Origin of the sequence: Marinomonas sp. NPDC078689, from assembly GCF_044542435.1 — a bacterium.
Classification (GTDB): domain Bacteria; phylum Pseudomonadota; class Gammaproteobacteria; order Pseudomonadales; family Marinomonadaceae; genus Marinomonas; species Marinomonas arenicola.
The window spans coordinates 244,248-268,091 of record NZ_JBITUJ010000002.1 but is presented as its reverse complement, the minus strand read 5'-3'; the positions used below and the strand labels follow the sequence as shown (position 1 = coordinate 268,091).

Genomic DNA, 23,844 nt, shown 5'->3' with positions numbered 1-23,844 from the left:
CATAGACTAGAGATTCATTTTTCTCTCTAGTATCATTTGTAAACTTTTTTTAACCAGACGATGTTGTAGAGTATGAAGCGACTCCTAATTATTTTATCCGTATTTCTTGGCATAACAGCCAATGCCGTTCACGCAGAGCCTTCGCTAATTCCTGCGCCACCAGAACTTGCCGCTAGCAGTTATATCCTAATGGATGCTTACACCGGCGATATCTTAGTGTCTCACAATGCGGATGAAAAACTACCGCCAGCCAGCCTGACTAAGTTAATGACGGCTTACATCACTGAGTATGAGCTAGCTCGCGGTGATATCAGTGTTGATGATAAAGTCACCATCAGTGAAAAAGCATGGCGCATGAAAGGGTCTCGTACCTTCGTTCGTGAAGGCACAAGAGTGCCATTAATGACACTGATGCAAGGCATGATTGTTCAGTCTGGTAATGATGCGACTGTCGCGATTGCAGAGCACATTGCAGGCAGTGAGTCTGCTTTTGCTGACTTGATGAACCAGCACGCTAAACTGCTTGGTATGAAAGACTCTCATTTCGTCAATGCGACGGGCTACCCAGCAGACGATCATTACTCTAGTGCTCACGATATTGCGATCGTAGCGCGTGCGACCATTACTCAGTTCCCTGAAAATTACCCAATTTACGCGGAAAAGTACTTTACCTATAACAACATTCGTCAGCCTAACCGCAATCGTCTGTTATGGCGTGATAAGTCCGTAGATGGTTTGAAAACAGGCCATACTGAAGCCGCTGGTTTTTGCTTGGCCGCTTCTGCCGTACGCAATGGCACGCGTTTGATTACCGTTGTCATGGGCACAAAATCAGATGAAGCTCGTGCTAGCGAATCTCAGAAATTATTGGATTACGGTTTCCGATACTACGAAACACGCAAGCTTTATAGCCGTGGCCAAGTGGTGAACAATGCCCGTGTTTGGGGTGGTAGCCAAAATACAGTGAAAGTTGGTTTTACCGATGACGTATTGGTAACATTGCCGCGCCAAGATGCGGACTCGCTTCCTGCAAGCTTACAAATGAACCCTGAAATTGAAGCGCCAATCAAAGTAGGCGATGTGCTTGGTAAAGTGGTTGTTGGTACCGCTGGCAATGTTGTATTAGAACGCAATGTTGTTGCGCTTGAGCCTGTTGAACAAGGTGGCTTCTTTAAGCGTATATTTGATAAAATCAAACTCTTCTTCATGAATTTATTTTAGGTCTTAGGATCTAGTGGACTATCGATGGCTCTGATTACAAAAGATGGCGATCAAGCTGAAAATGCAGTTGATGCGCCCAAGATTGAATTTCCATGTGACAACTATGTGATTAAAGTGGTGGCACTTGATCTTGATAACTGTCATGTGGATATTGTGAAATGCATGCAAGTGCATGCTCCAGAAATGGGCAATGAAGCGACTAATATCAATCGCTCAAGCAAGGGACGTTTTGTCAGCTACAGCTTCCGTATTTTGGCTCAGAGTGAAGAACAGCTAGCAAACTTGCATAAGGATCTTATGGCGCTTGAAGCGGTTAAGATGGTTCTATAAATGAATCAGGACCTTATTTGCCGTGATTTAGGCGTGATTGCCTACGAGACAACTTGGGAACGAATGAAAGAATTCACCCAAGTTCGCTCGAAAGAAGATCAAGATGAAATTTGGTTACTTGAACATCCTTCTTTATTTACGCAAGGACAAGCGGGTAAAGAAGAGCATCTACTGGCGCCAGGAGATATTCCTGTTATTCAAGTGGATCGAGGCGGGCAGGTTACTTACCATGGCCCAGGCCAGCTGGTAGCTTATGTACTGATTGATCTCAAACGCCTTGGAATAGGCGTAAGGGATTTGGTCAGTGTGTTAGAGAATGCCATTGTTGAGACTCTCAAACTCAATGATATTGAGGCGTATGCCAAGCCAGATGCCCCTGGTGTTTATGTAGATGAAAAAAAGATCGCTTCCTTGGGCTTAAGAGTTCGCCGAGGCTGTTCTTTTCATGGTTTAGCGTTGAATGTGGATATGGATTTATCCCCGTTTAATCGTATTAATCCATGTGGCTATCAAGGTCTTCAGATGGTCGATATGGCTCGCTTGAGCAGTCAGGTCGATTTTTCTAATGTTAAAGTTCAGTTGGCGAACCAGCTTGCTGAACAGCTCGGATACAAACATCCGACTATCCAACAAGGGTGGAAATAGAATGACTGCAGAACGCAAACGCGTTGTCCAAGGCGAAAAACTTCGTGGCGCCGATAAAATGGCCCGCATCCCAGTAAAAATTGTCCCAACAGAAGAAATTCCACGCAAGCCAGATTGGCTTCGTGTGCGTATGCCTGCTTCTCCTGAAATTGCTCGTATCAAGCAGACACTGCGTGAGCATAAGCTAGCCTCTGTATGTGAAGAAGCGAACTGCCCTAATTTAGGGGAATGTTTCAGTAATGGTACGGCGACTTTCATGATCATGGGCGAAATTTGTACGCGCCGTTGTCCTTTTTGTGATGTTGCTCACGGTCGTCCGAATGCATTAAGCCCGAATGAGCCAAAAGAGCTTGCGGCGGCCATTCGTGACATGAAATTAAAATACGTGGTGATTACCTCCGTTGACCGTGATGATCTACGAGATGGCGGTGCGCAGCACTTTGTTGATTGTATCAATGAAACTCGTGCTTTGAGCCCTAACATTGAAATCGAGACTTTGGTGCCGGATTTCCGTGGGCGCATGGAAACATCGTTGGACATCTTGCAGCTTGCACCACCAGATGTGTTTAATCACAATTTAGAATCCATTCCTCGCCTTTACCGTCAAGTGCGTCCAGGTTCTGATTACCAATGGTCTCTTGATTTGCTCAAGAACTTTAAAGATCGTTGCCCAGAAGTGCCAACCAAATCAGGTTTGATGGTGGGCTTAGGCGAGACGTTTGAAGAAATCGTTGAAGTGTTAAAAGATCTGCGTGCTCATAACGTGGATATGTTGACGATTGGTCAATACTTGCAACCTTCAAAACACCATTTCCCAATGGCGCGATTTGTACCGCCTGAAGAATTTGCGCGTTATGAAGAAGTTGCAAAAGAACTTGGCTTTAAGCATGCTGCTTGTGGTCCATTAGTACGTTCTTCTTACCACGCTGATAAGCAAGCTCACGGCGAACGCGTTTCTTAAGCTATTATTACAGTACTGAAAAGAGCGGAGTTGAGGGAGTCCCCCTTAGCCCCGCTTTTTTATTATCTCATGACAACAATCTAAATAAGGGCAAGTGCGGTTGAGGCTCTGATTTCATGTCACTCAGCGGGATTTGTTTTGATGTATTTATTTGAATTTTAGGAGGCAATATGAAGCCTTGGTCAGTGAAAGATTCTGTTGAACTTTATAATGTCACTCACTGGAGTGCTGGTTTTTTCTCTATTAACGATCAAGGCCGTGCCATTGCGCTGCCAGACAGAGAAAATAGCATTGATTTGACTGAACTCTCGAAAGCCCTGAAAGAGCAGGGTATTCCTTATCCTTGTTTAGTGCGCTTTCCTAATATTCTGCATTCAAGAATCGAAAAGATCACGGAATCATTCTGCCAAGCCATCGAGCATTATGATTATAAAGCGAACTATTCGATTGTTTATCCGATTAAGGTGAACCAGCAGCGCCGAGTCGTAGAAGAGATAGCAGGTTGCCAACCTGACAATCCGTCGACGGTAGGGTTAGAAGCCGGCAGTAAGCCTGAATTGATGGCGGTGCTTGCGATGCACCAAAACCCTAACGGCATTATTGTCTGCAATGGTTATAAAGACCGTGAGTTTATTCACTTGGCGTTAATGGCTGAAAAAATGGGTCACCAAGTGTTTATTGTGGTTGAAAAGCTGCATGAGCTGGATCTTATTTTAGACGAAGCGAAGAAAATAGGCGTTAAGCCTCGTATTGGCATTCGTATTCGTTTGGCGTCGACGAGCTCAACGCATTGGAGTAACAGTGGTGGTGAAAAGTCCAAATTTGGTTTGACCACCTCGCAACTGTTGCGTGCGGTTGATCGATTGCGTGATTTAGACATGCTGGACTGCCTTGAGTTGATTCATTTCCATCTTGGCTCTCAAATCACCAAAATCCGTGATATTCAGAACAGTCTGAAAGAGTGCGCACGTTATTATTCTGAGTTGCATCAAATGGGTGTGCCTGTGAAGTGGGTGGACGTTGGCGGCGGACTGGGTGTGGATTACGAAGGAACGCGCTCACAAAGTGCCTATTCTGCCAACTACAGCATTAGCGAGTATGCGAATAACGTGGTGTTTGCTTTTCATAATGTGTGTGACCAATACAACTTGCCTCATCCAAACCTGATTTCAGAATCCGGTCGTGCGGTCACGGCGCACCATGCCATGATGATTGCGGATGTGTTTTCTCACGGCGCGGAATTGCTGCCGATTGAAGCACCAGATGCAGACAGCGTGTTAGAAATACAGCGCCTTTGGGACTGTTACCAAAGTTTAAAAAATAACGAAGAAAGCGATACTCGATCACTGGTCGAAATTTATCATGATTTGTTAGATGACTTTAATGACAGCCTGACTCTTTATAATCACGGCCAGCTGAATCTTGAGCAGCGCGCTCAAGCCGAAAACCTTTTTGTCGTGGCGTGTCGTAACTTGTTGCCAAAATTAGACAACCGCAACCGTGGGCATCGTCCGGTGATCGATGAGCTGAATGAACGTTTGGCGGAAAAGCTGTTTGTTAATTTGTCCGTGTTTCAATCCATGCCAGATGCGTGGGGGATTGATCAGTTGTTCCCTGTATTGCCCTTGCAAGGATTGGATCAAGCGCCGTCTTTTAGAGGCAAAATACAAGACGTTACGTGTGACTCAGATGGTTGTTTGTATCGTTATGTGGATGGCCAGGGGATTGAGTCTTCTTTGCCGTTGCCGCCGCCTCCGATCAATGAAGACTATCTAATGGGGTTTTTCTTAGTTGGGGCTTACCAAGAAACCTTAGGTGACTTACATAACCTTTTCGGTGACACTAGCTCTGTGGACGTTTATCTGACGGAAGATGGCTTTAGAATTGACCATGTGTTGATGGGGGACAGTGTTCAGGACGTACTTAAGTACGTAAGCTATGATGAGCAAGCCTTGTTAAAACGCTATCAAGAGAAAGTCTCTGCAAGTGATCTAGATGGCCAGGAACAGGCAAAGCTAATTGATACTTATCAAAAAGTATTGCGAGGTTCTACTTACTTATCTTAAGCGCTGATATTCAGGCTAAGGCACTGTGTTTAGGTCTTAGCCTGATGTTGTTATGGTGCTTGATGAGGATGTTTTCTTTGGGTCAAAGTGTGTTTTCCCCTTGTTTTAAGATCGGCAGATTCATGCTTAAGCTGGCTTCGTATAAAAAACAGTAAGAGTGTCATTTTTAAGAACCGTTTCATTAACTAGGATGATTATGACGACGTCTTCTCAACCCAGTATGCCTTGTTATGCTGTGATACTGTCGAGCAGTGTTATGCTTGAGAATATGACTTATCGGATTATGATCGATAAGTTGATTGATTTGGCCAAAGAGCAAGCCGGATTCATTGCCGCAGAATGCTCGTTAGGCGAAACCGATTTACTATTAACTTATTGGCAAGATCGCGACACGGCTGAGCATTGGTTGAACAATACAATATTGAGACGAACGCTGTCTTTGGCTGAGCAATTTTGGTTTGATTCGTATCACTTACGATTGGTTGAGGTCGTCGAAAGTCACTCATTTCAACAGACGAATTTACCGGATCATTCATCACGTTTTCCCCGTATCCAAACCGCACGAGGCGTTCTTAAAATATTAGATGAGTCAGAAGTAGACTTGTTGAAAGCCTACGTAATAGAGGAAAAAGAGTTCCTTGCTCCTTGGGAACCATTGCGCACAGACGCTTATTACTCTACCGCTTTATGCAAACTGCGAATCCGTGAAATGCGCCGAGATTTCCTTGAAGATCAAGGTGTTGCCTTTTGTTTCTTATCCCCTGATGAGCGCCATATGTTGGGTTACGCGAATTATTCGAATCTGGTCAGAGGGGTCTCTCAGTCTTGTCACCTTGGTTACAGCTTACGAGAGTCTGAGCAGGGCAAAGGACTGATGCATGAATTCTTAAGCGCCGGTAATGAATACCTTCGAAAAGAGTGTCGTATTGATCGAATTCAGGCGAATTACATGCCTAGAAATGCACGCAGTGCTGCGGTACTGGAGAAATTAAATTTTGTTAAAGAAGGCTACGCTAAACATTATCTGAAAATAAATGGCCAGTGGGAGGATCACGTGCTCACCGCCTTGGTGATGCGCTAGTGTCGCGGCACTTACAGAGCGAGTACGCGGCCTTTTTCTGGGTAAGGGGTAGTGATGCTCAGTACGGTAATGCTTTTGTTGTTAGGGTTGAACACGGCTTTGCGTGTCATCTTTGGCAGGTACTGTCCAATATCAGGGCAGTATTTGAACGCCTGTTTATTGATTGATAAGGCCATTTTTCCGTCTAAGCAGAGTAGGTATTGGTCAGTGTGCTTATGATAGTAAGGGGTTTCTTTATAGTGTGCTGGATAGCTATGAATGGCGATAACCCCTTCTTCTCCTTGATACAGAGGCCATATGGTGACACCACTTTTTTCCACAATACTGGTGATGTTGCCGGATGATACCTTATTGAATTGAGTGACTTTCTCGGTTTGTTTCGGGTAAGTGGAAAAGGTAACAATACAGAGTCGGACTTCTGGTGATAACAAGGTTGCTACTGTGATTGCAGTACTGGGCAGCCAGCTGCCTTGGTTCTTTTTAAGGTGTATCTCATTGTGTTGGCTTTTTAGAAAGAGCTCGCCAGATAAAATAAACAGGAAGCACTTGTCGGTGGCTTGGTAGAAACGGCTGGGTGTTGAGTCTTGTAACAAATGCTCGTGACGAATGCCTATGTTGTCTTTCCTGTGAATAATAGAAGAGCAACCGCCTTTACCAAGCTCGTGCTGAATAGGGTAAGGCGAAAAGCTGGAGTGGTGCTTATTCATATAGATCCCTTTGCAATAACGCAATATATGGATGAGATAGTCATCTACCTTAGATAAACTTCCAAGCTAAGGTTGCAGGCCATAACGATGTTTCTTTATAGTACGGGCAAACTATTTTTTCAATTATTGGTGTGCTACTAACGACACACTGAAAAACGCTGTAGAAGGAAATTCTCCTTGAGTGAGCTGTCAAATTTCGAGTCGAATGAAACACTTTCATTAAAAGACTATACAGAAAAAGCGTACTTAAACTACTCAATGTACGTGATTTTGGATCGTGCCTTACCGCATATTGGCGATGGGCTAAAACCGGTACAACGTCGTATTGTGTATGCGATGAGCGAGTTAGGTTTAAAGGCGTCTGCTAAGTACAAAAAATCCGCTCGAACTGTGGGCGATGTGTTAGGTAAATTTCACCCCCATGGCGACAGCGCGTGTTATGAAGCCATGGTGTTAATGGCGCAACCGTTTTCCTACCGTTACCCTTTGGTCGATGGACAAGGAAACTGGGGGGCACCTGATGACCCTAAATCGTTCGCTGCCATGCGTTATACCGAATCGCGATTGTCTAAATACGCCGATGTGTTATTGCGTGAAGTGAGCCAAGGTACAGTCGATTGGGTACCTAACTTTGATGGCACCTTGCAGGAACCGTCGGTGTTGCCTGCGCGTCTCCCCAATTTATTGCTCAACGGTACCACAGGGATCGCGGTGGGGATGGCGACCGACATTCCTCCTCATAACTTACGAGAAGTGGGTGAGGCGTGCATTCATTTATTGAATCACCCAAAAGCAGAATTGGATGATCTTCTTGGTTTTATTCAAGGGCCTGATTTCCCAACAGGGGGCGAGATAGTCACACCCCGTAGCGACATTCGTAAACTCTATGAAACCGGAAAAGGGCAAATTAAAGCGCGTGCCCGCTACGAGATAGAAGAGGGCGAGATTGTTGTTCATGAATTGCCTCACCAGGTGTCTGGTAGCAAGATTCTTGAGCAAATTGCCGCTCAAATGCAGGATAAAAACCCCGCTAAAAAACTGTCGATGGTGGTGGATTTACGAGATGAATCTGATCATGAGAATCCGACGCGCTTGGTCATAGTGCCCAAGTCTAACCGGGTTAATATTGACTCTGTGATGACGCATCTTTTTGCGACAACCGATTTAGAAAAATCCTATCGCGTTAATATGAATGTGATTGGTTTGGATGGTTTGCCACAAGTCAAACCGCTGAAAAACTTTTTGTCAGAATGGCTGCGTTTCCGCATTGATGTGGTGCGTCGTCGCTTGCAGTTCCGCTTAGATAAAGTAAATAGTCGACTGCATATTTTGGCGGGTTTGTTGGTCGCCTTTCTGAATATCGATGAAGTGATCGATATCATCCGTACTGAAGAAAAGCCCAAAGTTGAGTTGATGGCGCGTTTTGGCCTCACCGACATTCAAGCTGAAGCCATCTTAGAGTTGAAATTGCGTCATTTGGCGAAGCTTGAAGAAGTGCGTATTAAAGCGGAACAAGATGAGCTTGAAAAAGAGCGCTTGCAACTAGAAAGCTTGCTGTCTTCTGATAGCAAATTGAAGAAGCTTATTTCAAAAGAAATTCGTGAAGCCATTGATGCGTTTGGTGACGATCGTCGAACCCCAATTGTGGAGCGTAAGGAAGCGCAAGCGTTCAATGAAGAAGACCTACTGTCCAATGACCCTATTACTGTGGTTATTTCTAAGCAAGGCTGGATTCGTGCCGGTAAAGGGCATGACCTTGACGTAGAAGGGCTTAGCTACAAATCAGGCGACGGTTACTTGGTCAGCGCCAAAGGGCGCTCAAATCAGACGTTGGTGTTGTTAGCATCGAATGGGCGTACCTATTCTATGAAGGCGCACACCTTGCCGTCTGCACGCGGACAGGGCGAGCCCATCACGGGGCGCATCAGCCTTGAGAAAGACGTCACTATTGTCGCAGCGGTATTAGACAGCGAAGAGGCCCATTACCTTATTGCAAGCGATGCAGGCTACGGTTTTGTGGCACAGCTAAAAGACCTTTATGCGAAAAACAAAGCGGGTAAAGCCACATTGACCTTGCCAAAAGGCGCGCAGGTTATGGCGCCTGTGTTGGTTGAAAATCCGCAATCAGGGCGCGTGGTGGTGATCTCCAATGAAGGTCGCATGCTGGTGTTTGATGTCGCTTCTTTGCCACAAATGGCGAAAGGCAAAGGGAATAAAATGTTGAGCATTCCGAGTGCGCGTGCCGCAGAGCGAGAAGAGTTGCTTGTCTCCATGGCGTGTGTGTTGCCTAACGACCTGTTGATGGCGTACGCAGGCAAGCGCTTTATCTCCTTTACGGAAAAAGATCTACAGGATTACATCGGTGAGCGTGGACGTCGTGGTTTGAAATTGCCAAGAGGCTTCCAGCGCATTGATACCCTCGACGTTAAAGTGGGTGAAGGTAAGCCAAATAAAGGCGACAGTGGCGTAGAAGACGTGGCTGAAAAATAGCAAAATTGAACTAGAGTAAAGATGAGCTGGTGTGGTTACGCCAGCTCATGAGTTGGGCGCTAAGCATTAAACGAAAAGCATTAAACGGACATCCCTGATAGGAATGAGGAAGAGTGAAATGAAAGGTAGCAAAAAGGTAATTGATGGCTTGAATAAGCTATTAGCAAACGAACTGGCGGCCATTGACCAGTATTTTATTCATTCACGTATGTATGATGATTGGGGCATGGATAAGCTCTACGAGCGATTAAATCATGAGATGGAAGAAGAAACTCAGCATTCAGATTGGTTGATCAAACGAATTTTGTTTCTTGAGGGCGTGCCATGCATGACGAAGCGACGTGATTTGTTGGTTGGCTCTGATGTGCGTTCTGCCATGGCCAATGACCTGACTCTAGAGCTTGAAGTGGTTGCTTGTGTGCGTGAAGCGATCGCCTTGTGTGAAGAGGAAAAGGATTATCAAACACGCGAAATGCTAGAAAAACTCTTGTTTGATACCGAAGAAGATCATGTGTACTGGCTAGAGCAACAGCTTGGCTTGATGGACAAAATTGGTATGCAGAACTATATCCAGTCACAAATGGGCAAATAAGGGAGCATTTTATGAAAGGTGATCGCGAAGTACTAGCGAGCTTGAACAAGGTGTTGGCCAATGAGCTTGTGGGCATTAACCAGTACTTTTTGCATGCTCGCATGTTTAAAGATTTTGGTTTTAGTGCTCTGGATAAAGCAGACTATAAAACGTCTATTCAGAAAATGAAAAATGCCGATCGATTGATTGAGCGAATTTTGTTTCTGGAAGGCTTGCCGAATCTTCAGGATTTAGGTCGGTTACGCATTGGCGAAAACAGCGAAGAGATGATTGCTGCGAATTTGGCGTTGGAGCTGGATACCTTGGTCGTGCTAAAAGACGCCATTGAATTGTGCGAAACCAAGCTCGATTTCATGAGTCGAGATGCACTAGAAAATATTCAAGAAGAGCAGGAAGAGCAGATTGATTGGTTAGAAACACAGCAGATGCTTATTGCCTCATCTGGTTTGGAAAACTACCTTCAGTCTCAAATGTAAATCATTAAGCGGCTTGAAACTGGGTTTCTGCAATCTGCAGAAGCTCATCGTTTAATATCTTTTTCGCGCATTGGCAGCATTTCCCACACTGGTTCCCCAGATTCGTTTCCTGATACAGGGCTTTCATGGTCGTCGCACCTTCTTGGATGGATTGTTTAATCTGGCCATCGGTAACGCCGTTACAAAGACATACGTACATAAATGAAAATCACTCTCGTTAATGTTCCAATAATGCGATTCTAGTTCGAATGCAAATGATTATCAACGGATAAAAATTTATCTATTTATTTTCTTTGATAGATTTTAACTTTGAGTGAATTTTGTACGAATTAGCCTAAAGGCTAATTCGTACAAAAAAGAGGTTAGGCTGTCGGTGTTTTGTTGGCAATGTCGTGAAGAATTTTTAGAAAGGCTTCTGGGTCGTGGGCGCCATGGACCATGTATTGATCATTGATCACATAGGTTGGGGCAGAGGTGATGTCCAGACTTTTTAAGCGTGCTATTTTTTTATTGACAATAGTGAGCGCTTTTTCTTGATAAGCGTACTGAATGTCATTGTCTTGCATGCCAATGCTTAGGGCAATTTCTTCCAGCTTGGCTTTTTTGCCAATGTCTTGGCCGAGCGTGAAGTGCGCGTGGAACAGGGCAAGCACCAAAGGCGTTGCCAAATCGACCTTGCTGGCGGCTAAGATAAATTGATGTGCTAGCTTGGTGTTTGGCAGGCGATCTTTTTCAGAGAAGTTAAAGGTGATGCCATTTTCTATGCCAACTTGCTGCAGCGCGTGGGTGGCTTCATTTAGTCTCTCTTGGCTGCCAAAGCGCTTTGTTAGGTAGCTTTCTCTGTCTTCCCCTTCTGGGGAGATGTCAGGGTGCAGCTCAAAGGGCTGCCAGCGAATATCAATGCGATAATCGTCGCCCAATTGGTCAATTGCTTGCTTCAATCTGGTATACCCTAGATAGCTCCAAGGGCAAACAACATCTGAAATGATATCGATGCGCAGGTCGGCCATGTTTTCTCCTAAACGGTGATTTTTAAAGTTAATTGACGCTCATTGCGATGCATTGGCTGATTTCATTTAGCGATCGGCCGCTTTCTTGTTGCCAATGGTTAAAAGCCGTTTGAGCGGCCAGCAGAGCGGATTTTGTGTCTTTTCCTGTGGTAATAATATCGTGCAGGCGTAAGTAGCCTTCGACGTCTCGTGTCATTAGAAAGGTGTCTTTGCCCATGATTCTTAATGTATACGGGCCTGTGTTACCACCGAGTCGTTGGCCATGTTGTTTCAGATAGGTCCATAAGCCTGTGATGTCGCTGGTGGGCCAATCGGCAACAAATTTGGCGAAGGAGCCGTGCGTACGCTGGCATTCATGGATCATAAAGGCGTTTTCACGGATCGTCATGACTTTGCCGAAGTTACGGATAATGCGGGTATCTTTGGCTTTTTCTTCCCACATTTCATGATGGATCAGTAACATTTTCTCAATATCGAAGCCAAAGAAAACGCGTTCAAAACCTTCCCACTTGTTTCTTACCACTTGCCAATTAATGCCTGACTGAAAAATTTTCTGCGAAAAAGCGGCCAACCAACGATCATCTGATTGTTGGTAAAGTTGTGCCACGCTGGCAGGTTTGGTCAGTTGCTGTTCAAGGTTTTGTTGGCCACCGTGTCGTAACGCGGCGCGATCATAAATCGTTTGGAATGGTTCGTACTGCATGGCTACTCCTATCTATTGGCGGGAAGTTTACCACAAGGATAGGAAGCTGAGCGGGGTCGATAAGAGGAATTGATGTGGTATTTTAGTGATGTCTGCTAAGGCTTTGTCTTATAATGCGATGAAATACATTTAGACAGATCGAGAGAAGTGAAATGACACACTTAAGCGTTAACCTGAATAAAATAGGCTTACTTCGAAATTCTCGTGGCAGAAATTACCCTAACATGGTCGAGATGGCAAAACGCACCTTGGATTTAGGGGCGTTTGGGATCACCATTCATCCAAGACCCGATCAGCGCCATGCGACGTACCAAGACGCCTACGATTTAAAAGAACTGTTAAAAAGCTACCCTGGTGCTGAGCTTAATATTGAAGGTTTTCCGGACGAGCAGTTTTTAAGTGTGGTGCTTGAAGTGGAACCTCACCAATGCACGCTCGTGCCTGATGATCCTAACCAGCTGACATCAGATCATGGCTGGAACATTGCCCGCGACCAAGATGCATTGCGCCCAGTGATTGCGAAACTAAAAGAGAAAGGCATCCGAGTGGTGTTGTTTATGGACCCTGACGCCGACAACATGGCATTGGCCAAGGAAGTGGGTGCGGACCGCGTTGAGCTTTACACCGAAGAATACGCGAATCATTATGGCGACGAACACTTTGAAGCGATTGCACAGCGCTATCAAGACACAGCGCAAGCCGCTTTAGAGGTAGGGCTTGGTGTCAATGCCGGTCACGATTTAGATCTGATGAACATTGAACGCTTGTGTAAGCCTGGGCGCATTACAGAGGTGTCGATCGGTCATGCGTTAACCGCGGAAGCGTTAGACCTAGGTTGGGATAATGTGGTGCGAGCGTACCTAGAAAAGTTGTCTTAAGGGATGAGTGGTAACTGATGGGCAGCAGTAAACGACAAACCTGTACTCGCTGCCATTTTTTAACCGCGCAATGTGTCTGCCACTTATTGCCAGCGCCTCGACAAGTCGGGGTGCGTATTATTGTGCTGCAGGACCCGAAAGAAGCAAAGCATGCTAAGAATACGGTGGCTTTGCTCACCTTGGTGTTGCCGCAAGTAGAATGCATAGGGATGGATGATGTTAGGTTACCAGAGCGTTTACAGGCGTTAGATCTGACGAAATGGCGAGTGCTGTATCCCGCTGAACAGGCGCAACCGATTGAAGCCTTAACAAGCGACGTAGCGGCGACCATTGAGGGTATTATTCTGATTGATGCAACATGGCGAAAGGCAAAACGATTCTATTTGAGTCAGCCATTTCTTCATTCTATACCGAGTGTGCATTTTGCGTCTCCGCCAGCGCCTAATTACGAAATTCGTAAATCTCCAAATGCCTGTGCTCTGTCTACATTAGAGGCCTGCTGTTATGCCGTTGAGAAAATCGCCGCAGAAGAAATGCAACCAATTCGAGATTTCATGGTCGCATCCATAAAGTGGCAATGGCGTCGTCAACCGAGCGAGCATAAGCAACCGGTCCCCACTATTGAAATTAAACATTAAGGTACTTTCATGGATAAGCAAACTGAAATTGAAGCCGCGGTTTTTCGTCGTCTCTTGAAACATTTGGACGATAACAAGTCGGTGCAAAATATTGATCTGATGAATTTGGCGGACTTTTGTCGTAATTGCTTGAGTAAATGGTATGTCGCAGAAGCCGAAGAGAGAGGCGTTGAAGTGGCTTATGAAGACGCCCGAGAATATGTCTATGGTGAGCCTTATGCGCAGTGGAAAGACAAGTATCAGCCTGCCGCCACCGCAGAACAGCTTGCTGCATTCGCCGCTAAAGCGTCTAAATAAGGCTTTAGGTGCTGCGCTTGCTTGTTTCTTTGTTTTCCTTCCTGAAAAGTATACGGCCTAATAAACGGGTCGTATGCTTGTCATTGATTCTGTGTGTTATTCCTCAATTTTGGTTGTATGCTGATATTTCTGATAAATATTTTGCCATCGCTCAAAAAGTGGGTAAACAATATGGCAGGAGTGCAGAGCAACGGATCTTTGCTTGGCGAGCGATGATTGATGAATCCAAAGACCTGCCGATTGTCGAGAAACTAGCGAAGGTGAATAATTTTTTTAATATGATGGACTTTGTCAGTGATATTAAACATTGGGGCAAAGAAGATTATTGGGCCACCCCGATTGAGTTTCTCGCGACAAGAGGAGGGGACTGCGAAGATTTTACCATTGCGAAATACTTTGCGTTGCGCGAGCTAGGTGTGCCAGATGAGCAACTGCGTTTGGTGTACGTTAAGTCGCTGACTCTCAATCAGCATCATATGGTGTTGGCGTATTATCATAAGCCAACCTCGATCCCTGTTCTTTTGGATAATTTAGATAAAACGTTAAAACCAGCCTCCCAGCGCCCGGATTTATTGCCTATTTACTCTTTTAACGCGAAAAATCTGTGGCTTTCAAAAGAAAAAGGACGCGGGCAACTGGTGGGAGGTTCATCGCGCTTGAGTCTCTGGACCGATTTAAACAACCGACTCGCTACGTACAATAACTAGGAGAATCAGAGTGACGCTATTTCGCCAGTTAATGATGACGATTGTTGTCATTTTTTCAGTAATACTAGTGGTTGTGATGGGGATTAACTTCAATACAACAAAAGGCTATTTGATTAATCAGCTTGAGTCGACAACACAAGATTCGGCAACCTCGCTCAGTATGACTGTGTCAGACTTTATGGCGAAGGAAGATTACGCGTCGGTGGACAGTGCCATTAATGCGGTGTTTGACAGTGGCTATTTTTCTGAAGTACGTATTCATGTGTACGCCACAGACAAAGACATTGTGCGTGCAAACGAGACCAAAATTAACGGCGTACCACAGTGGTTTATTAAGTTAATCAGTTTTGATGTACCACAGGCCAATGCGGTGATTTCTAATGGTTGGAATGAACTAGGTCAGGTGTACATTACCGGTAGCGCGGGTTACGGCTATTACCAACTATGGGAAGCCAGCAGGGACTTATTGCTGTCGTTTGTGATTATCGGTGTGATGACCATCTTGTTTGGCAGTATTGCGCTGCGGTATTTGTTTAAGCCTTTAGCCGAAGTGGAAAAACAAGCGGAAGCGATTCAGCAACGTCAATTTATTAAGATGGATAAGTTGCCTAAAACCCGGGAGCTAAAATCCGTCGTACAGTCGATGAATCGATTGACTGAAAAACTAGAAAAAGACTTCGACGCCGAAGCCGAAACAGTGCAGTGGTTGCAAGCTAAGGCCTTTAAAGACCCGGTTAGTGGATTAGGCAACCGTCACTTTTTTGAAAGCCAAGCCAAATCTTATTTTGCCAGCAATGATCGTACTATGGATGGCTTGTTGCTGGTGAATCTCTCTGATCTGGGCAAGCTCAATAATGAGCGCGGGTATGAAGCGGCCGATATGTTTATTCGTGCGTCTGCGCAGATCATGGCAGAGAAGGTGCAAAGCGTGGCCTCTTCAGCATCTATTGCACGCTTGTCTGGTGCTGATTTCATTATTTTGATTCCCAATATTGATCAAGCCAGATTGCAGCGCGTCGTCGATGATATCTTGGACGGCTTGATGACGCTGATTCCAAACCAGATTTCCTATGGCGATGCGGTTGCGAATATTGGCGCGGTCTCATTAAGCGGTAAGGTGAGTCGTTCTAATGCTATGGCGCAAGCCGACGCGGCGCTGCGGGAGTCGAAAGCCAATGGCACGAATACCAGTCGTGTTTTTGATGCCATTACAGGGCAAGAAACGGCCATTGGTCGACAGGCTTGGAAAGAAATATTAGAGCGAGCGATTGCCAATAAAGCCTTCCTGTTAAGAAAGCAGAAGGTGGTGTTTTTTGAAGAAGATAAAAAGGTGATGCATGAGGAAGTGTTTGCCAGTCTGGAACACGAGGGAAAACAATACCATGCAGGCTACTTTATCGGTTTGGCTGAACAGTTTGACCTTGGTGATCAACTGGATAAAGTGGTTATCTTACGTGTCATTGAGTTTATTCGTCGTCGCAAAAGTACGGACTTGCCAGCCTTAGCGATTAACCTGGCGGCATCCTCTTATTCAAAACCTGAATTCATGACTTGGCTGGATCATACCTTGCAAGGGTTAGACAGCGCGCTTCGTCATCAGCTTGTCTTTGAAGTCACCGAGCAAAACGTACTTGCGGCTGAAGAGCAGGTGTTCGTCTTGTCTCAACTGCTGAGAAAACATGATGTGCGTTTTGGTGTGGACAATGTGGGTAAGCAATTCACTACCTTCCATTATTTACAGCAGCTCATGCCAGATTATGTGAAAGTAGACCCATCGTATACCAAGATGGCCACGGGCAAAGAATCTGAATCCTTTTTCATGCATATCTTATGTAAGATGTTTAGTAGCCTGAATATTCAAGTGGTTGCGACAGGAATTGAAAGCGAGCAACAATTAAGTCGATTGGCGAAGTTTGATATTGCGGCAGGACAAGGCTTTGTTGTTGACCGAGCCCAAGATATGTAAAGCTAATAAGGCTAAGCCCACTCAAGGGCTCTGAATAAACAATGACTTGTTGATTTATATCGGGCTGCTCACCTGGATTAAATCAAGGAGTCATTGTCGTTATTGGCAAACTCATCGTCGATCAGGCTGTCTTCGCCGCCGTTGTGAACGCCACGCACCCATTTTCGACTCAATAATTTCTTCTGAGCAGCCATCGGCAATTCTGTAAATTGAATAATGCGCTTTTCACTCAATAGATCGATCAAGTCTTCAATGATTCGCATCATGTCGCCGTCAGAGCCACTCAGCAGTTCTTGGGTGCTTTCTTCAGTGCTTTTGAATTTAGACTCTAATAACGCGGCAACAACTGGGTCATCTGGCGCAACAAGCAGCTTGTAGTCATTTGATTGTGTTGTGGCTACATCTATAATGTCGCCATCCTTATTTATTTTTGCATAGAGCACAGCGTTTCCCCATTGTATTATTTTGTATAGTTCAAGAATCTGACTTTCTATCTTACTTAATAAGCTCTATTCTAGACTATAACTATCTGAAGTCGATTTCTAAGTTTATGTTTTTTTTATGTTTAAGGAGTAAAAGGAAGTATGTCTGACTCCATTCGAACAGGGCAAGGTGATACTTCTGCTTCTGACGAAGCGCCAGCTGACGTCAATGTGAAAGAAGAACAGAGCTCTGATGCTCTCTCAAACCAAGAAGACACTGGCTCTGCCGCAAAGCAAGAGCTACCTGATGATGCGCCGCACCAAGCGACAACAGATGAGCCTGCCTCAGCCCCTCAATGGCAAGTAGAAGGAAGCGACTTAGAGTATCCAAATCCGCTTCTTGATTGTCTCGTATTGCTCAGTAAATATTTCCATAACCCTTATTCCGCCGACTCAATTGCGGCAGGGCTGCCGATTACAGATAACGATATGACGCCTGCGCTGTTCAAGCGCGCTGCGAAACGCATTGGTATCAGCTCGCGATTTATTAAACGTCCTTTACTTAAAATACCAAGTATGGTGTTGCCTGCTGTTTTATTGTTAAAAGACCAGCATGCGTGTGTTCTGTTGGGTGTCAATCAACAGGATAAAACCGCGACCATCATGCGTCCTGAAGCTGGTGAGGGTGAGTTTACATTGCCATTATCTGAGCTGATGGCATCCTACAGTGGTTATTGTTTCTTTGTTAAACCGGTTTATCAGTTTGATAAACGCTCAGAAAAAGAGAGTGAAAAAGCCAGTAAGAAACATTGGTTTTGGGGAACCATTACACAGTCTTGGCGGATCTACCGAGATGTGTTTATTGCCTCCTTACTGATTAATATTTTTGCGGTCGCCAGCCCGCTCTTTGTGATGAATGTCTATGACCGAGTGGTGCCCAATAACGCGTTTGATACCTTGTGGGTATTGGCGATTGGCGCGACAGTTGTCTATATGTTCGACTTTTTATTACGCACATTACGGGCGTACTTTATTGATATTGCAGGGAAAAAATCGGACATTCTGATATCAGCTTCGATTTTTTCTAAAGTAAACAATATTACCATGGCGTCTCGTCCTCAATCGGTTGGGGCGTTTGCTAAAAATCTGCAAGAATTTGAAAGTATACGAGATTTTATTACCTCGGCTTCCATTACTACATTAGTAGACATTCCTTTTATGTTTCTAATTGTGGGCGTGATTTGGTTGATTGGTGGCCCGGTTGGCTACATACCTATTATCACCATCTTCTTGATTCTTATGTACAGCGTGATAATCCAAATACCGCTGCGTCGTTCAATTGAAGAAAGCCAAAAAACGGCTTCGCAAAAGAATGCGGTACTGATTGAAAGTTTGTATAACGCCGAGAGCGTTAAATTGAACAACGCAGAAGGTGTGTTGCAGCAGAAATGGGAAAATGCCGTTGGGAACATTGCGGATTGGGGGGTAAAAACCCGTCAATTGGCGCAATCTTGTTCGTCTTTTGCCGCGATGGCACAGCAACTGACGACGGTTGTAATCGTCATCGTCGGTGTGTATCAGATTTCTGAGGGCAATATGAGCATGGGGGCGCTGGTGGCGTCTGTTATGTTAACCGGTCGTGCTCTTGGGCCTATGGCGCAAGTGGCCGGATTAGCCACTCGTTATAATCAAGCTAAGTCCGCCTTTACTGCGTTAAACGAAATCATGAGTTCTCCAGTCGAGAATCCAGATGATGTGAAGTTTGTTCACCGTCCAAAATTTGAAGGGGGGTTTCAGTTTGATGCCGTCAGTTTTGCTTACCCTGAGCAAGAACAAGCGGCAATCAGTGCGATTAACATCAACATCAAGCCGGGTGAAAAGGTGGGGATTATTGGCCGGATCGGTTCTGGTAAATCAACGCTTGGTAAGTTAATGACTGGGCTTTATACGCCAATGGATGGCGCGGTTCGTGTCGATGGTGTGGATGTTCGCCAGGTTAATCCAACAGACTTACGTCGTAATGTTGGCTCCGTATCGCAAGATGTGACCCTGTTTTATGGTTCCATACGCGACAACATTGTCATGGGTGTTCCTTACATGGAAGACGAAGCCATTTTGCGCGCCGCTGAGCTGTCAGGCGTGTCTGAGTTTGCGAACCGCAAACCCAGTGGTTTAGACAGTATTGTTGGTGAGCGTGGCATGCAATTATCCGGTGGTCAGCGTCAGAGTATTGCCATCGCACGTGCCTTGTTATTCGATCCGCCGATTTTGATTTTAGATGAGCCGACGGCTTCTATGGACAACACCACTGAGACAAGAATGAAGCGTCGTTTGATGAATGTTGTTAAAGACAAAACCTTGATACTGATCACTCATAAAGCGTCAATGTTGGACATGGTTGATCGAATTATTGTGATGGATAACGGTCGATTAATTGCAGATGGTCCAAAAGCGCAGGTTCATGAGGCGCTTCGACAAGGCAAGCTTAAGGTTAGTTAGCATGACAAAAAAATCGAATAAGATCTCACAAAGTGATTTGGGTTTTTTGAACGATAAAAACTCAGCACTGATGTTAAAAACCCCGCGTGGTGGCCGCATCATTCTATGGGTTATTTTTATCTTTGTGGTGGCCGCCGTTATCTGGGCCGACAACACGGATTTTGATGAAATAACCGTCGGGGAAGGCAAGGTTATTCCTTCTAGCCAAGTTCAACAGATTCAGAACTTGGAAGGGGGTATCCTCAAAGAAATCAATACTCGTGTAGGCCAGACGGTTGAACGCGGTCAAATCCTGATGACGATAGAAAACACCGAAGCGGTTTCGTCTCTTAGAGAGCAAGAAGCGGAGTCGGTCAATTTACGAGCCCGCGCCACTCGCTTACAAGCGGAAGCATTAGGCAAAGAACCCAATTTTGATTCTGAAATGAGAGCCCTGCACCCGGATGTGGTTAGTCGAGAGATGGAGCTGTATAAAAACCGGGCGGCATCACTGCGCAGTAATCAACTTGTCTTCGATCAACAGGTGGCGCAAAAACAACAAGAAATAGTTGAGCAGAAAGCCAAATTAAGTAACCTACAGCGTAGCTTTGAATTATCAACAGAAGAGTTGAATTTAACGCGTCCGGCTTTTGAGCAAGGGGCGGTGTCGCGTGTTGAGTTGCTGCAACTAGAAAGGCAGGTGAACCAACTTAAAGGGGATTTGGATGCGACTAAGTTGGCGCTACCCAGAGCGAGATCCGCTTTAAAAGAAGCGGAAAACAAGTTGAACGAGAGCACGACAAAGTTCCGCGCTGATGCGCAAGAGGATTTGACCAAAGTGCGCAGCAAGCTGGATCAGCTTCGTGAAGCCAATGTCTCCTTGCAAGATAAGGTATCTCGGACTCAAGTAAGGTCGCCTGTTAAAGGCATCGTGAAGCAGTTGCAGATTAACACCGTTGGGGGTGTTATCACGCCTGGTATGAATCTGCTGGAAATTGTTCCGATCGAAGACTCTTTATTAATAGAAGCAAAAGTAAGGCCTAAGGATATTGGCTTTATTAAACCTGGATTGCATGCGGTGGTGAAACTGACCGCGTATGACTTCTCTGTGTATGGTGGATTACAGGCGACGGTTGAAAATATCAGTGCCGATACCATAGTAGATGAAGAGGGGGAAAGTTTTTATCTAGTGCGAGTGAGAACAGACCGTAATTACTTGGGCAGTGACCAGCAAAATCTGCCTATTATTCCTGGTATGCAGGCGACAGTCGATGTCATCACAGGGAAGAAAACCTTGTTGGATTATTTGTTAAAACCGATTATCAAAGCCAAGCAAAATGCCTTGCATGAGAGATGATACAAAAGAGTACTGTGTTAGAAGAAAGAGTAACAAATTTTCACAGTCTGCTTTTTACATCGAAAGTAGAATGAATAGCAACAACAGAAGTAGGTGAGGGACGCTTTGAATATTTTGTGCTGGAATACGGATGACACTGTATGGAATCATTGGGAAAAAGTAGTAAAAAAAGAGACTGTGCTGACTCGCGTTCTCGATATGCAAGAGGTTCAATCTCATCTTGATGGAAAAGAAGAGGGCGATTTCCAATACCTTTTTGTGTTTTTAGAAGATGAGAATTTTTCCAAAAAAGTAGAAGATGTGGCGTTATTACGCCGTGCTTATCCGTCGATCAAAATAGTCGTCTTTCCTAATCAGCCGAGTCAGAATGCGGCATTAAGATTGCTTTCTCTTGGGGTTAGTGGGCAATGCTCACCTTATATTGCAAAAGAGCAGCTCGCCCTAGCCTTGTCAGTGATTGATGCTGGTGAAATATGGGGTGGTAAGCAGTTTATTCAAAATTTAATCGCCCAATCGCTACCTCAAGCGCAACAAGTTGAAGATACTGAGTTGCTCATGACGCTGTCCGAACGAGAGCAAGATGTGGTGCGTTTTATTGCCCACGGGCTCTCAAATAGGCAAATAGCTTATGAAATGGACATCACAGAAAGAACGGTAAAATCTCACCTTACCGCCATATTTAAAAAAACTCAGACCAAAGATCGCCTTTCGTTGGCTCTTTTGGTGCAAGGCTCGTCTTTTACGCACTAAGATATTCCCTGTTGAACCATTGTATTATGTTAGCTGCACCGTCCGCGGCTAACGTATTTAATTCCATACAAAAAAACACCCTTCTCCAGCTTTGTTGCCAGTAGGCTTCTGCACACTGACGATTTGATTTAGCCTTTTCCTGTCTCATTATGGCGCACTTATTGCTTCATTAAGGTGTTTATAGCTGTTTTCGAGAGACTGCACATGACCCCCCCAGCCAAAGAATTGACTGTCATGCTTGTTGATAATGAGCCAGCCCGAGCGGCCATCGTAGAACAAGCTATGTTAGACAGCGGTTATCGAGTGATTCGGCGTCTTGAGAACGCGCGAAATTTGACCCAAGCCGTAACGGAAAGTCAGCCAGATATGGTGATTATTGATATTGAGTCGCCAGACAGAGATATGTTGGAGAATATGTCTCGCTTAACCAAAGACAACCCCAGACCGATTGTGATGTTCGCTGAAGAAGATGACTCCAAATACGTTGAAGCCGCGATCCGAGCAGGGGTGAGCGCTTATGTGGTAGATGGTGTGCAAAGTGGCAGTGTCAAAGCCTTGTTGCAAGTGGCCATTGCGCGTTTTCGGGAATTTCAGGCGCTCCGCTTGGAGCTGGACTCGGTGAAAAGTCAGCTTGAGGATAGAAAAGTCATAGAGAAGGCAAAAGGTCTAATTATGAAGCATCAAGCTTGTGATGAACCTGCGGCTTACCAAGCCCTAAGAAAGTTAGCCATGGATCGAAGTCAGCGCATGATCGATGTGGCAAGAAACGTCATCTCTGTCATGGAATTATTGGGGGAAGCAAAATGAGCGTGTTTGGTTCTAGCAAAGTGATAACGCACAGCGAGCCGGTCCGAGTCGGCTTTATTCCTTTAATTGATTGTGCGCCTTTTGTTGTTGCTCATGAAAAAGGCTTTTTTTCAGCTGAAGGGGTTCAAGTAACCCTGTCCAAAGAAGCCTCATGGGCGAGCATTAGAGATAAGGTTGCGTTTAATGTATTGGATGGGGCGCATATGCTGGCGTCATTACCGATAGCGGCAAGTTTGGGCATTGGGACCGTTAAAACGGCGATGGAAACCAGTTTTACAGTAAGTCACAACGGCAATGCGATTACCGTCAGCAATGCCTTGTATCAAAAACTGCTTAGCAACAGCAATGGTCCTGAAGATATCCGCTCAGGCGCGGCCTTAAAGCGCTTATTAGATAAAAAAGAGCCAACCGATCCAGCGCTTCGTTTTGCCATTGTTTACCCTTATTCTTCCCACAACTACCAACTTCGTGACTGGTTGGCTCAGGCTGGGATCGACCCAGATAAAGACCTCCAGATTATCGTTGTTTCACCTGCACAGATGGTCGATTATCTGAAAAAAAGTGAGATAGATGGTTATTGTGTTGGTGAGCCTTGGAACAGTTTGGCAGTCGAGCAGGGTGTGGGTCATATATTGGTGACTGGGTACGACTTATGGGGTAGTACGCCAGAAAAAGTATTTGGGGTGAATTCGCTCTGGGCGGCGCAACATCCAGAGGTGTATTTAGCCATGATACGCGCCCTTAATCGTGCCTGTCAGTGGGTCGATGATAAACAGAATCAGGCTGAATTATTGACCATATTGAGTCATCCAGATTATTTAAATTGTTCTGCTGAGCAGCTGATGTATGGCTTTAATACCTTGAAGCCAAAAGGGCAATTTGATTGGCCAATGGAAGCTTATCAGCGCTTTTCTGGGGTCGATATCAATCGGCCGCTGCCTAATTATGCATTATGGATAATGGCGCAGATGTCTCGATGGCAACAACTGGCACAACTTCCGCCTTTGAATCAAATTGTGGAGCAGGTGTATCGTCAAGATCTCTACTATCAAGCGCTTGGTCTAGCTCGACCTGAAGAGGCTGGTAGGAAAATCAGTGAAGAGCAAGAAAAAGCGTTTTTAACGGCGGTCACAGCGAATCGCGTTCAGTTGCACCCTGATGGGGTGTTACATGGTCTTCGTTTTTGATTAGTCATGGTGCAGGGTTGAAAAAATATGCCCAAAAATGATCTGCTTTATTGATACTAGATGACACACTTGTTT

Annotated in this window: 24 protein-coding genes; 19 read left to right on the top strand and 5 right to left on the bottom strand. The window is 45.2% G+C overall.

Annotated features, from left to right (window positions below; translation table 11 throughout):
* The first annotated feature begins 72 nt into the window (after positions 1-72).
* From ACIGBN_RS04380 to ACIGBN_RS04355, 6 genes are all read left to right on the top strand, one after another.
* On the top strand, positions 73-1,221 hold the full coding sequence (locus ACIGBN_RS04380) for a D-alanyl-D-alanine carboxypeptidase family protein (protein ID WP_133003097.1): 1,149 nt from the start codon (positions 73-75) through the stop codon (positions 1,219-1,221).
* A 24-nt stretch (positions 1,222-1,245) separates the two neighbouring features.
* Positions 1,246-1,551: a YbeD family protein gene (locus ACIGBN_RS04375; protein ID WP_133003098.1), complete on the top strand. Its 306-nt coding sequence runs from the start codon at positions 1,246-1,248 to the stop codon at positions 1,549-1,551.
* On the top strand, positions 1,552-2,196 hold the full coding sequence (lipB, locus tag ACIGBN_RS04370; RefSeq protein WP_133003099.1) for a lipoyl(octanoyl) transferase LipB: 645 nt from the start codon (positions 1,552-1,554) through the stop codon (positions 2,194-2,196).
* Position 2,197: 1 nt separating this feature from the next.
* Positions 2,198-3,157, top strand: a complete 960-nt coding sequence (lipA, locus tag ACIGBN_RS04365; protein ID WP_133003100.1) for a lipoyl synthase — start codon at positions 2,198-2,200, stop codon at positions 3,155-3,157.
* A 170-nt stretch (positions 3,158-3,327) separates the two neighbouring features.
* Positions 3,328-5,223 (top strand): biosynthetic arginine decarboxylase, encoded by a 1,896-nt coding sequence (gene speA / locus ACIGBN_RS04360; protein WP_396663833.1) that lies wholly within the window; start codon positions 3,328-3,330, stop codon positions 5,221-5,223.
* Positions 5,224-5,419: 196 nt separating this feature from the next.
* Entirely contained in the window at positions 5,420-6,304 is an 885-nt protein-coding gene (locus ACIGBN_RS04355) for a GNAT family N-acetyltransferase (RefSeq protein ID WP_396663832.1), read from the top strand.
* Positions 6,305-6,315: 11 nt separating this feature from the next.
* On the opposite strand, the gene ACIGBN_RS04350 is transcribed toward ACIGBN_RS04355, so the two are convergent.
* Positions 6,316-7,011: a hypothetical protein gene (locus ACIGBN_RS04350; protein WP_396663830.1), complete on the bottom strand. Its 696-nt coding sequence runs from the start codon at positions 7,009-7,011 to the stop codon at positions 6,316-6,318.
* A gap of 177 nt (positions 7,012-7,188) precedes the next feature.
* On the opposite strand from ACIGBN_RS04350, the gene parC reads away from it, so the two are divergent.
* From parC to bfr (ACIGBN_RS04335), 3 genes are all read left to right on the top strand, one after another.
* Positions 7,189-9,501, top strand: a complete 2,313-nt coding sequence (gene parC, locus ACIGBN_RS04345; protein ID WP_133003104.1) for a DNA topoisomerase IV subunit A — start codon at positions 7,189-7,191, stop codon at positions 9,499-9,501.
* 118 nt (positions 9,502-9,619) lie between these two features.
* Entirely contained in the window at positions 9,620-10,093 is a 474-nt protein-coding gene (gene bfr, locus ACIGBN_RS04340) for a bacterioferritin (protein WP_133003105.1), read from the top strand.
* Between the two features lie 11 nt (positions 10,094-10,104).
* A complete protein-coding gene (gene bfr, locus ACIGBN_RS04335) occupies positions 10,105-10,569 on the top strand; it encodes a bacterioferritin (RefSeq protein WP_133003106.1) in 465 nt (154 codons plus the stop codon).
* A gap of 4 nt (positions 10,570-10,573) precedes the next feature.
* Here bfr (ACIGBN_RS04335) and ACIGBN_RS04330 read toward each other — a convergent pair whose 3' ends face one another.
* The 3 genes from ACIGBN_RS04330 to ACIGBN_RS04320 all read right to left on the bottom strand — a co-directional run bounded on the left by ACIGBN_RS04330 (position 10,574) and on the right by ACIGBN_RS04320 (position 12,282).
* Complete coding sequence (locus ACIGBN_RS04330) at positions 10,574-10,768, bottom strand: (2Fe-2S)-binding protein (protein ID WP_133003107.1); 195 nt, start codon at positions 10,766-10,768, stop codon at positions 10,574-10,576.
* 163 nt (positions 10,769-10,931) lie between these two features.
* Entirely contained in the window at positions 10,932-11,579 is a 648-nt protein-coding gene (locus ACIGBN_RS04325; protein WP_133003108.1) for a DsbA family oxidoreductase, read from the bottom strand.
* 28 nt (positions 11,580-11,607) lie between these two features.
* On the bottom strand, positions 11,608-12,282 hold the full coding sequence (locus ACIGBN_RS04320; protein ID WP_396663828.1) for a DNA-3-methyladenine glycosylase I: 675 nt from the start codon (positions 12,280-12,282) through the stop codon (positions 11,608-11,610).
* A gap of 152 nt (positions 12,283-12,434) precedes the next feature.
* Here ACIGBN_RS04320 and ACIGBN_RS04315 point away from each other — a divergent pair, with 152 nt between their 5' ends.
* The 5 genes from ACIGBN_RS04315 to ACIGBN_RS04295 all read left to right on the top strand — a co-directional run bounded on the left by ACIGBN_RS04315 (position 12,435) and on the right by ACIGBN_RS04295 (position 16,768).
* Positions 12,435-13,160, top strand: coding sequence for a pyridoxine 5'-phosphate synthase (locus tag ACIGBN_RS04315; protein ID WP_396663826.1), 726 nt, complete (start codon positions 12,435-12,437; stop codon positions 13,158-13,160).
* Between the two features lie 17 nt (positions 13,161-13,177).
* Complete coding sequence (locus ACIGBN_RS04310) at positions 13,178-13,798, top strand: tRNA-uridine aminocarboxypropyltransferase (RefSeq protein ID WP_396663824.1); 621 nt, start codon at positions 13,178-13,180, stop codon at positions 13,796-13,798.
* Between the two features lie 9 nt (positions 13,799-13,807).
* Positions 13,808-14,095, top strand: a complete 288-nt coding sequence (locus ACIGBN_RS04305) for a DUF1244 domain-containing protein (RefSeq protein ID WP_133003112.1) — start codon at positions 13,808-13,810, stop codon at positions 14,093-14,095.
* 77 nt (positions 14,096-14,172) lie between these two features.
* Positions 14,173-14,802, top strand: a complete 630-nt coding sequence (locus tag ACIGBN_RS04300; RefSeq protein WP_243712010.1) for a transglutaminase-like cysteine peptidase — start codon at positions 14,173-14,175, stop codon at positions 14,800-14,802.
* A gap of 10 nt (positions 14,803-14,812) precedes the next feature.
* Positions 14,813-16,768 carry an EAL domain-containing protein gene (locus ACIGBN_RS04295; RefSeq protein ID WP_396663822.1) on the top strand — a complete coding sequence of 652 codons (1,956 nt, stop codon included), beginning with the start codon at positions 14,813-14,815 and terminating at the stop codon, positions 16,766-16,768.
* A 77-nt stretch (positions 16,769-16,845) separates the two neighbouring features.
* Here ACIGBN_RS04295 and ACIGBN_RS04290 read toward each other — a convergent pair whose 3' ends face one another.
* On the bottom strand, positions 16,846-17,211 hold the full coding sequence (locus ACIGBN_RS04290) for a hypothetical protein (protein ID WP_133003114.1): 366 nt from the start codon (positions 17,209-17,211) through the stop codon (positions 16,846-16,848).
* 141 nt (positions 17,212-17,352) lie between these two features.
* Here ACIGBN_RS04290 and ACIGBN_RS04285 point away from each other — a divergent pair, with 141 nt between their 5' ends.
* From ACIGBN_RS04285 to ACIGBN_RS04265, 5 genes are all read left to right on the top strand, one after another.
* Positions 17,353-19,689: a type I secretion system permease/ATPase gene (locus tag ACIGBN_RS04285; RefSeq protein WP_396663820.1), complete on the top strand. Its 2,337-nt coding sequence runs from the start codon at positions 17,353-17,355 to the stop codon at positions 19,687-19,689.
* Between the two features lies 1 nt (position 19,690).
* Positions 19,691-21,025 (top strand): HlyD family type I secretion periplasmic adaptor subunit, encoded by a 1,335-nt coding sequence (locus ACIGBN_RS04280; RefSeq protein ID WP_133003116.1) that lies wholly within the window; start codon positions 19,691-19,693, stop codon positions 21,023-21,025.
* Positions 21,026-21,130: 105 nt separating this feature from the next.
* Positions 21,131-21,775, top strand: a complete 645-nt coding sequence (locus tag ACIGBN_RS04275; protein WP_396663818.1) for a response regulator transcription factor — start codon at positions 21,131-21,133, stop codon at positions 21,773-21,775.
* 204 nt (positions 21,776-21,979) lie between these two features.
* Positions 21,980-22,582 carry an ANTAR domain-containing response regulator gene (locus ACIGBN_RS04270; protein WP_165942980.1) on the top strand — a complete coding sequence of 201 codons (603 nt, stop codon included), beginning with the start codon at positions 21,980-21,982 and terminating at the stop codon, positions 22,580-22,582.
* Positions 22,579-23,769 (top strand): CmpA/NrtA family ABC transporter substrate-binding protein, encoded by a 1,191-nt coding sequence (locus ACIGBN_RS04265; RefSeq protein WP_133003118.1) that lies wholly within the window; start codon positions 22,579-22,581, stop codon positions 23,767-23,769. Before ACIGBN_RS04270 ends, ACIGBN_RS04265 begins: the two co-directional genes overlap by 4 nt.
* The last annotated feature ends 75 nt before the right edge of the window (positions 23,770-23,844 follow it).

Coding starts and splice junctions, on each gene's coding strand:
- bfr (WP_133003105.1), top strand. CDS start 9,620: ATGAAAGGTAGCAAAAAGGTAATTGATGGCTTGAATAAGCTATTAGCA.
- ACIGBN_RS04265 (WP_133003118.1), top strand. CDS start 22,579: ATGAGCGTGTTTGGTTCTAGCAAAGTGATAACGCACAGCGAGCCGGTC.
- ACIGBN_RS04325 (WP_133003108.1), bottom strand. CDS start 11,579: ATGGCCGACCTGCGCATCGATATCATTTCAGATGTTGTTTGCCCTTGG.
- bfr (WP_133003106.1), top strand. CDS start 10,105: ATGAAAGGTGATCGCGAAGTACTAGCGAGCTTGAACAAGGTGTTGGCC.
- ACIGBN_RS04310 (WP_396663824.1), top strand. CDS start 13,178: ATGGGCAGCAGTAAACGACAAACCTGTACTCGCTGCCATTTTTTAACC.
- ACIGBN_RS04270 (WP_165942980.1), top strand. CDS start 21,980: ATGACCCCCCCAGCCAAAGAATTGACTGTCATGCTTGTTGATAATGAG.
- ACIGBN_RS04315 (WP_396663826.1), top strand. CDS start 12,435: ATGACACACTTAAGCGTTAACCTGAATAAAATAGGCTTACTTCGAAAT.
- ACIGBN_RS04375 (WP_133003098.1), top strand. CDS start 1,246: ATGGCTCTGATTACAAAAGATGGCGATCAAGCTGAAAATGCAGTTGAT.
- speA (WP_396663833.1), top strand. CDS start 3,328: ATGAAGCCTTGGTCAGTGAAAGATTCTGTTGAACTTTATAATGTCACT.
- lipB (WP_133003099.1), top strand. CDS start 1,552: ATGAATCAGGACCTTATTTGCCGTGATTTAGGCGTGATTGCCTACGAG.
- ACIGBN_RS04305 (WP_133003112.1), top strand. CDS start 13,808: ATGGATAAGCAAACTGAAATTGAAGCCGCGGTTTTTCGTCGTCTCTTG.
- ACIGBN_RS04285 (WP_396663820.1), top strand. CDS start 17,353: ATGTCTGACTCCATTCGAACAGGGCAAGGTGATACTTCTGCTTCTGAC.
- ACIGBN_RS04330 (WP_133003107.1), bottom strand. CDS start 10,768: ATGTACGTATGTCTTTGTAACGGCGTTACCGATGGCCAGATTAAACAA.
- ACIGBN_RS04355 (WP_396663832.1), top strand. CDS start 5,420: ATGACGACGTCTTCTCAACCCAGTATGCCTTGTTATGCTGTGATACTG.
- ACIGBN_RS04320 (WP_396663828.1), bottom strand. CDS start 12,282: ATGCAGTACGAACCATTCCAAACGATTTATGATCGCGCCGCGTTACGA.
- ACIGBN_RS04350 (WP_396663830.1), bottom strand. CDS start 7,011: ATGAATAAGCACCACTCCAGCTTTTCGCCTTACCCTATTCAGCACGAG.
- ACIGBN_RS04380 (WP_133003097.1), top strand. CDS start 73: ATGAAGCGACTCCTAATTATTTTATCCGTATTTCTTGGCATAACAGCC.
- lipA (WP_133003100.1), top strand. CDS start 2,198: ATGACTGCAGAACGCAAACGCGTTGTCCAAGGCGAAAAACTTCGTGGC.
- ACIGBN_RS04280 (WP_133003116.1), top strand. CDS start 19,691: ATGACAAAAAAATCGAATAAGATCTCACAAAGTGATTTGGGTTTTTTG.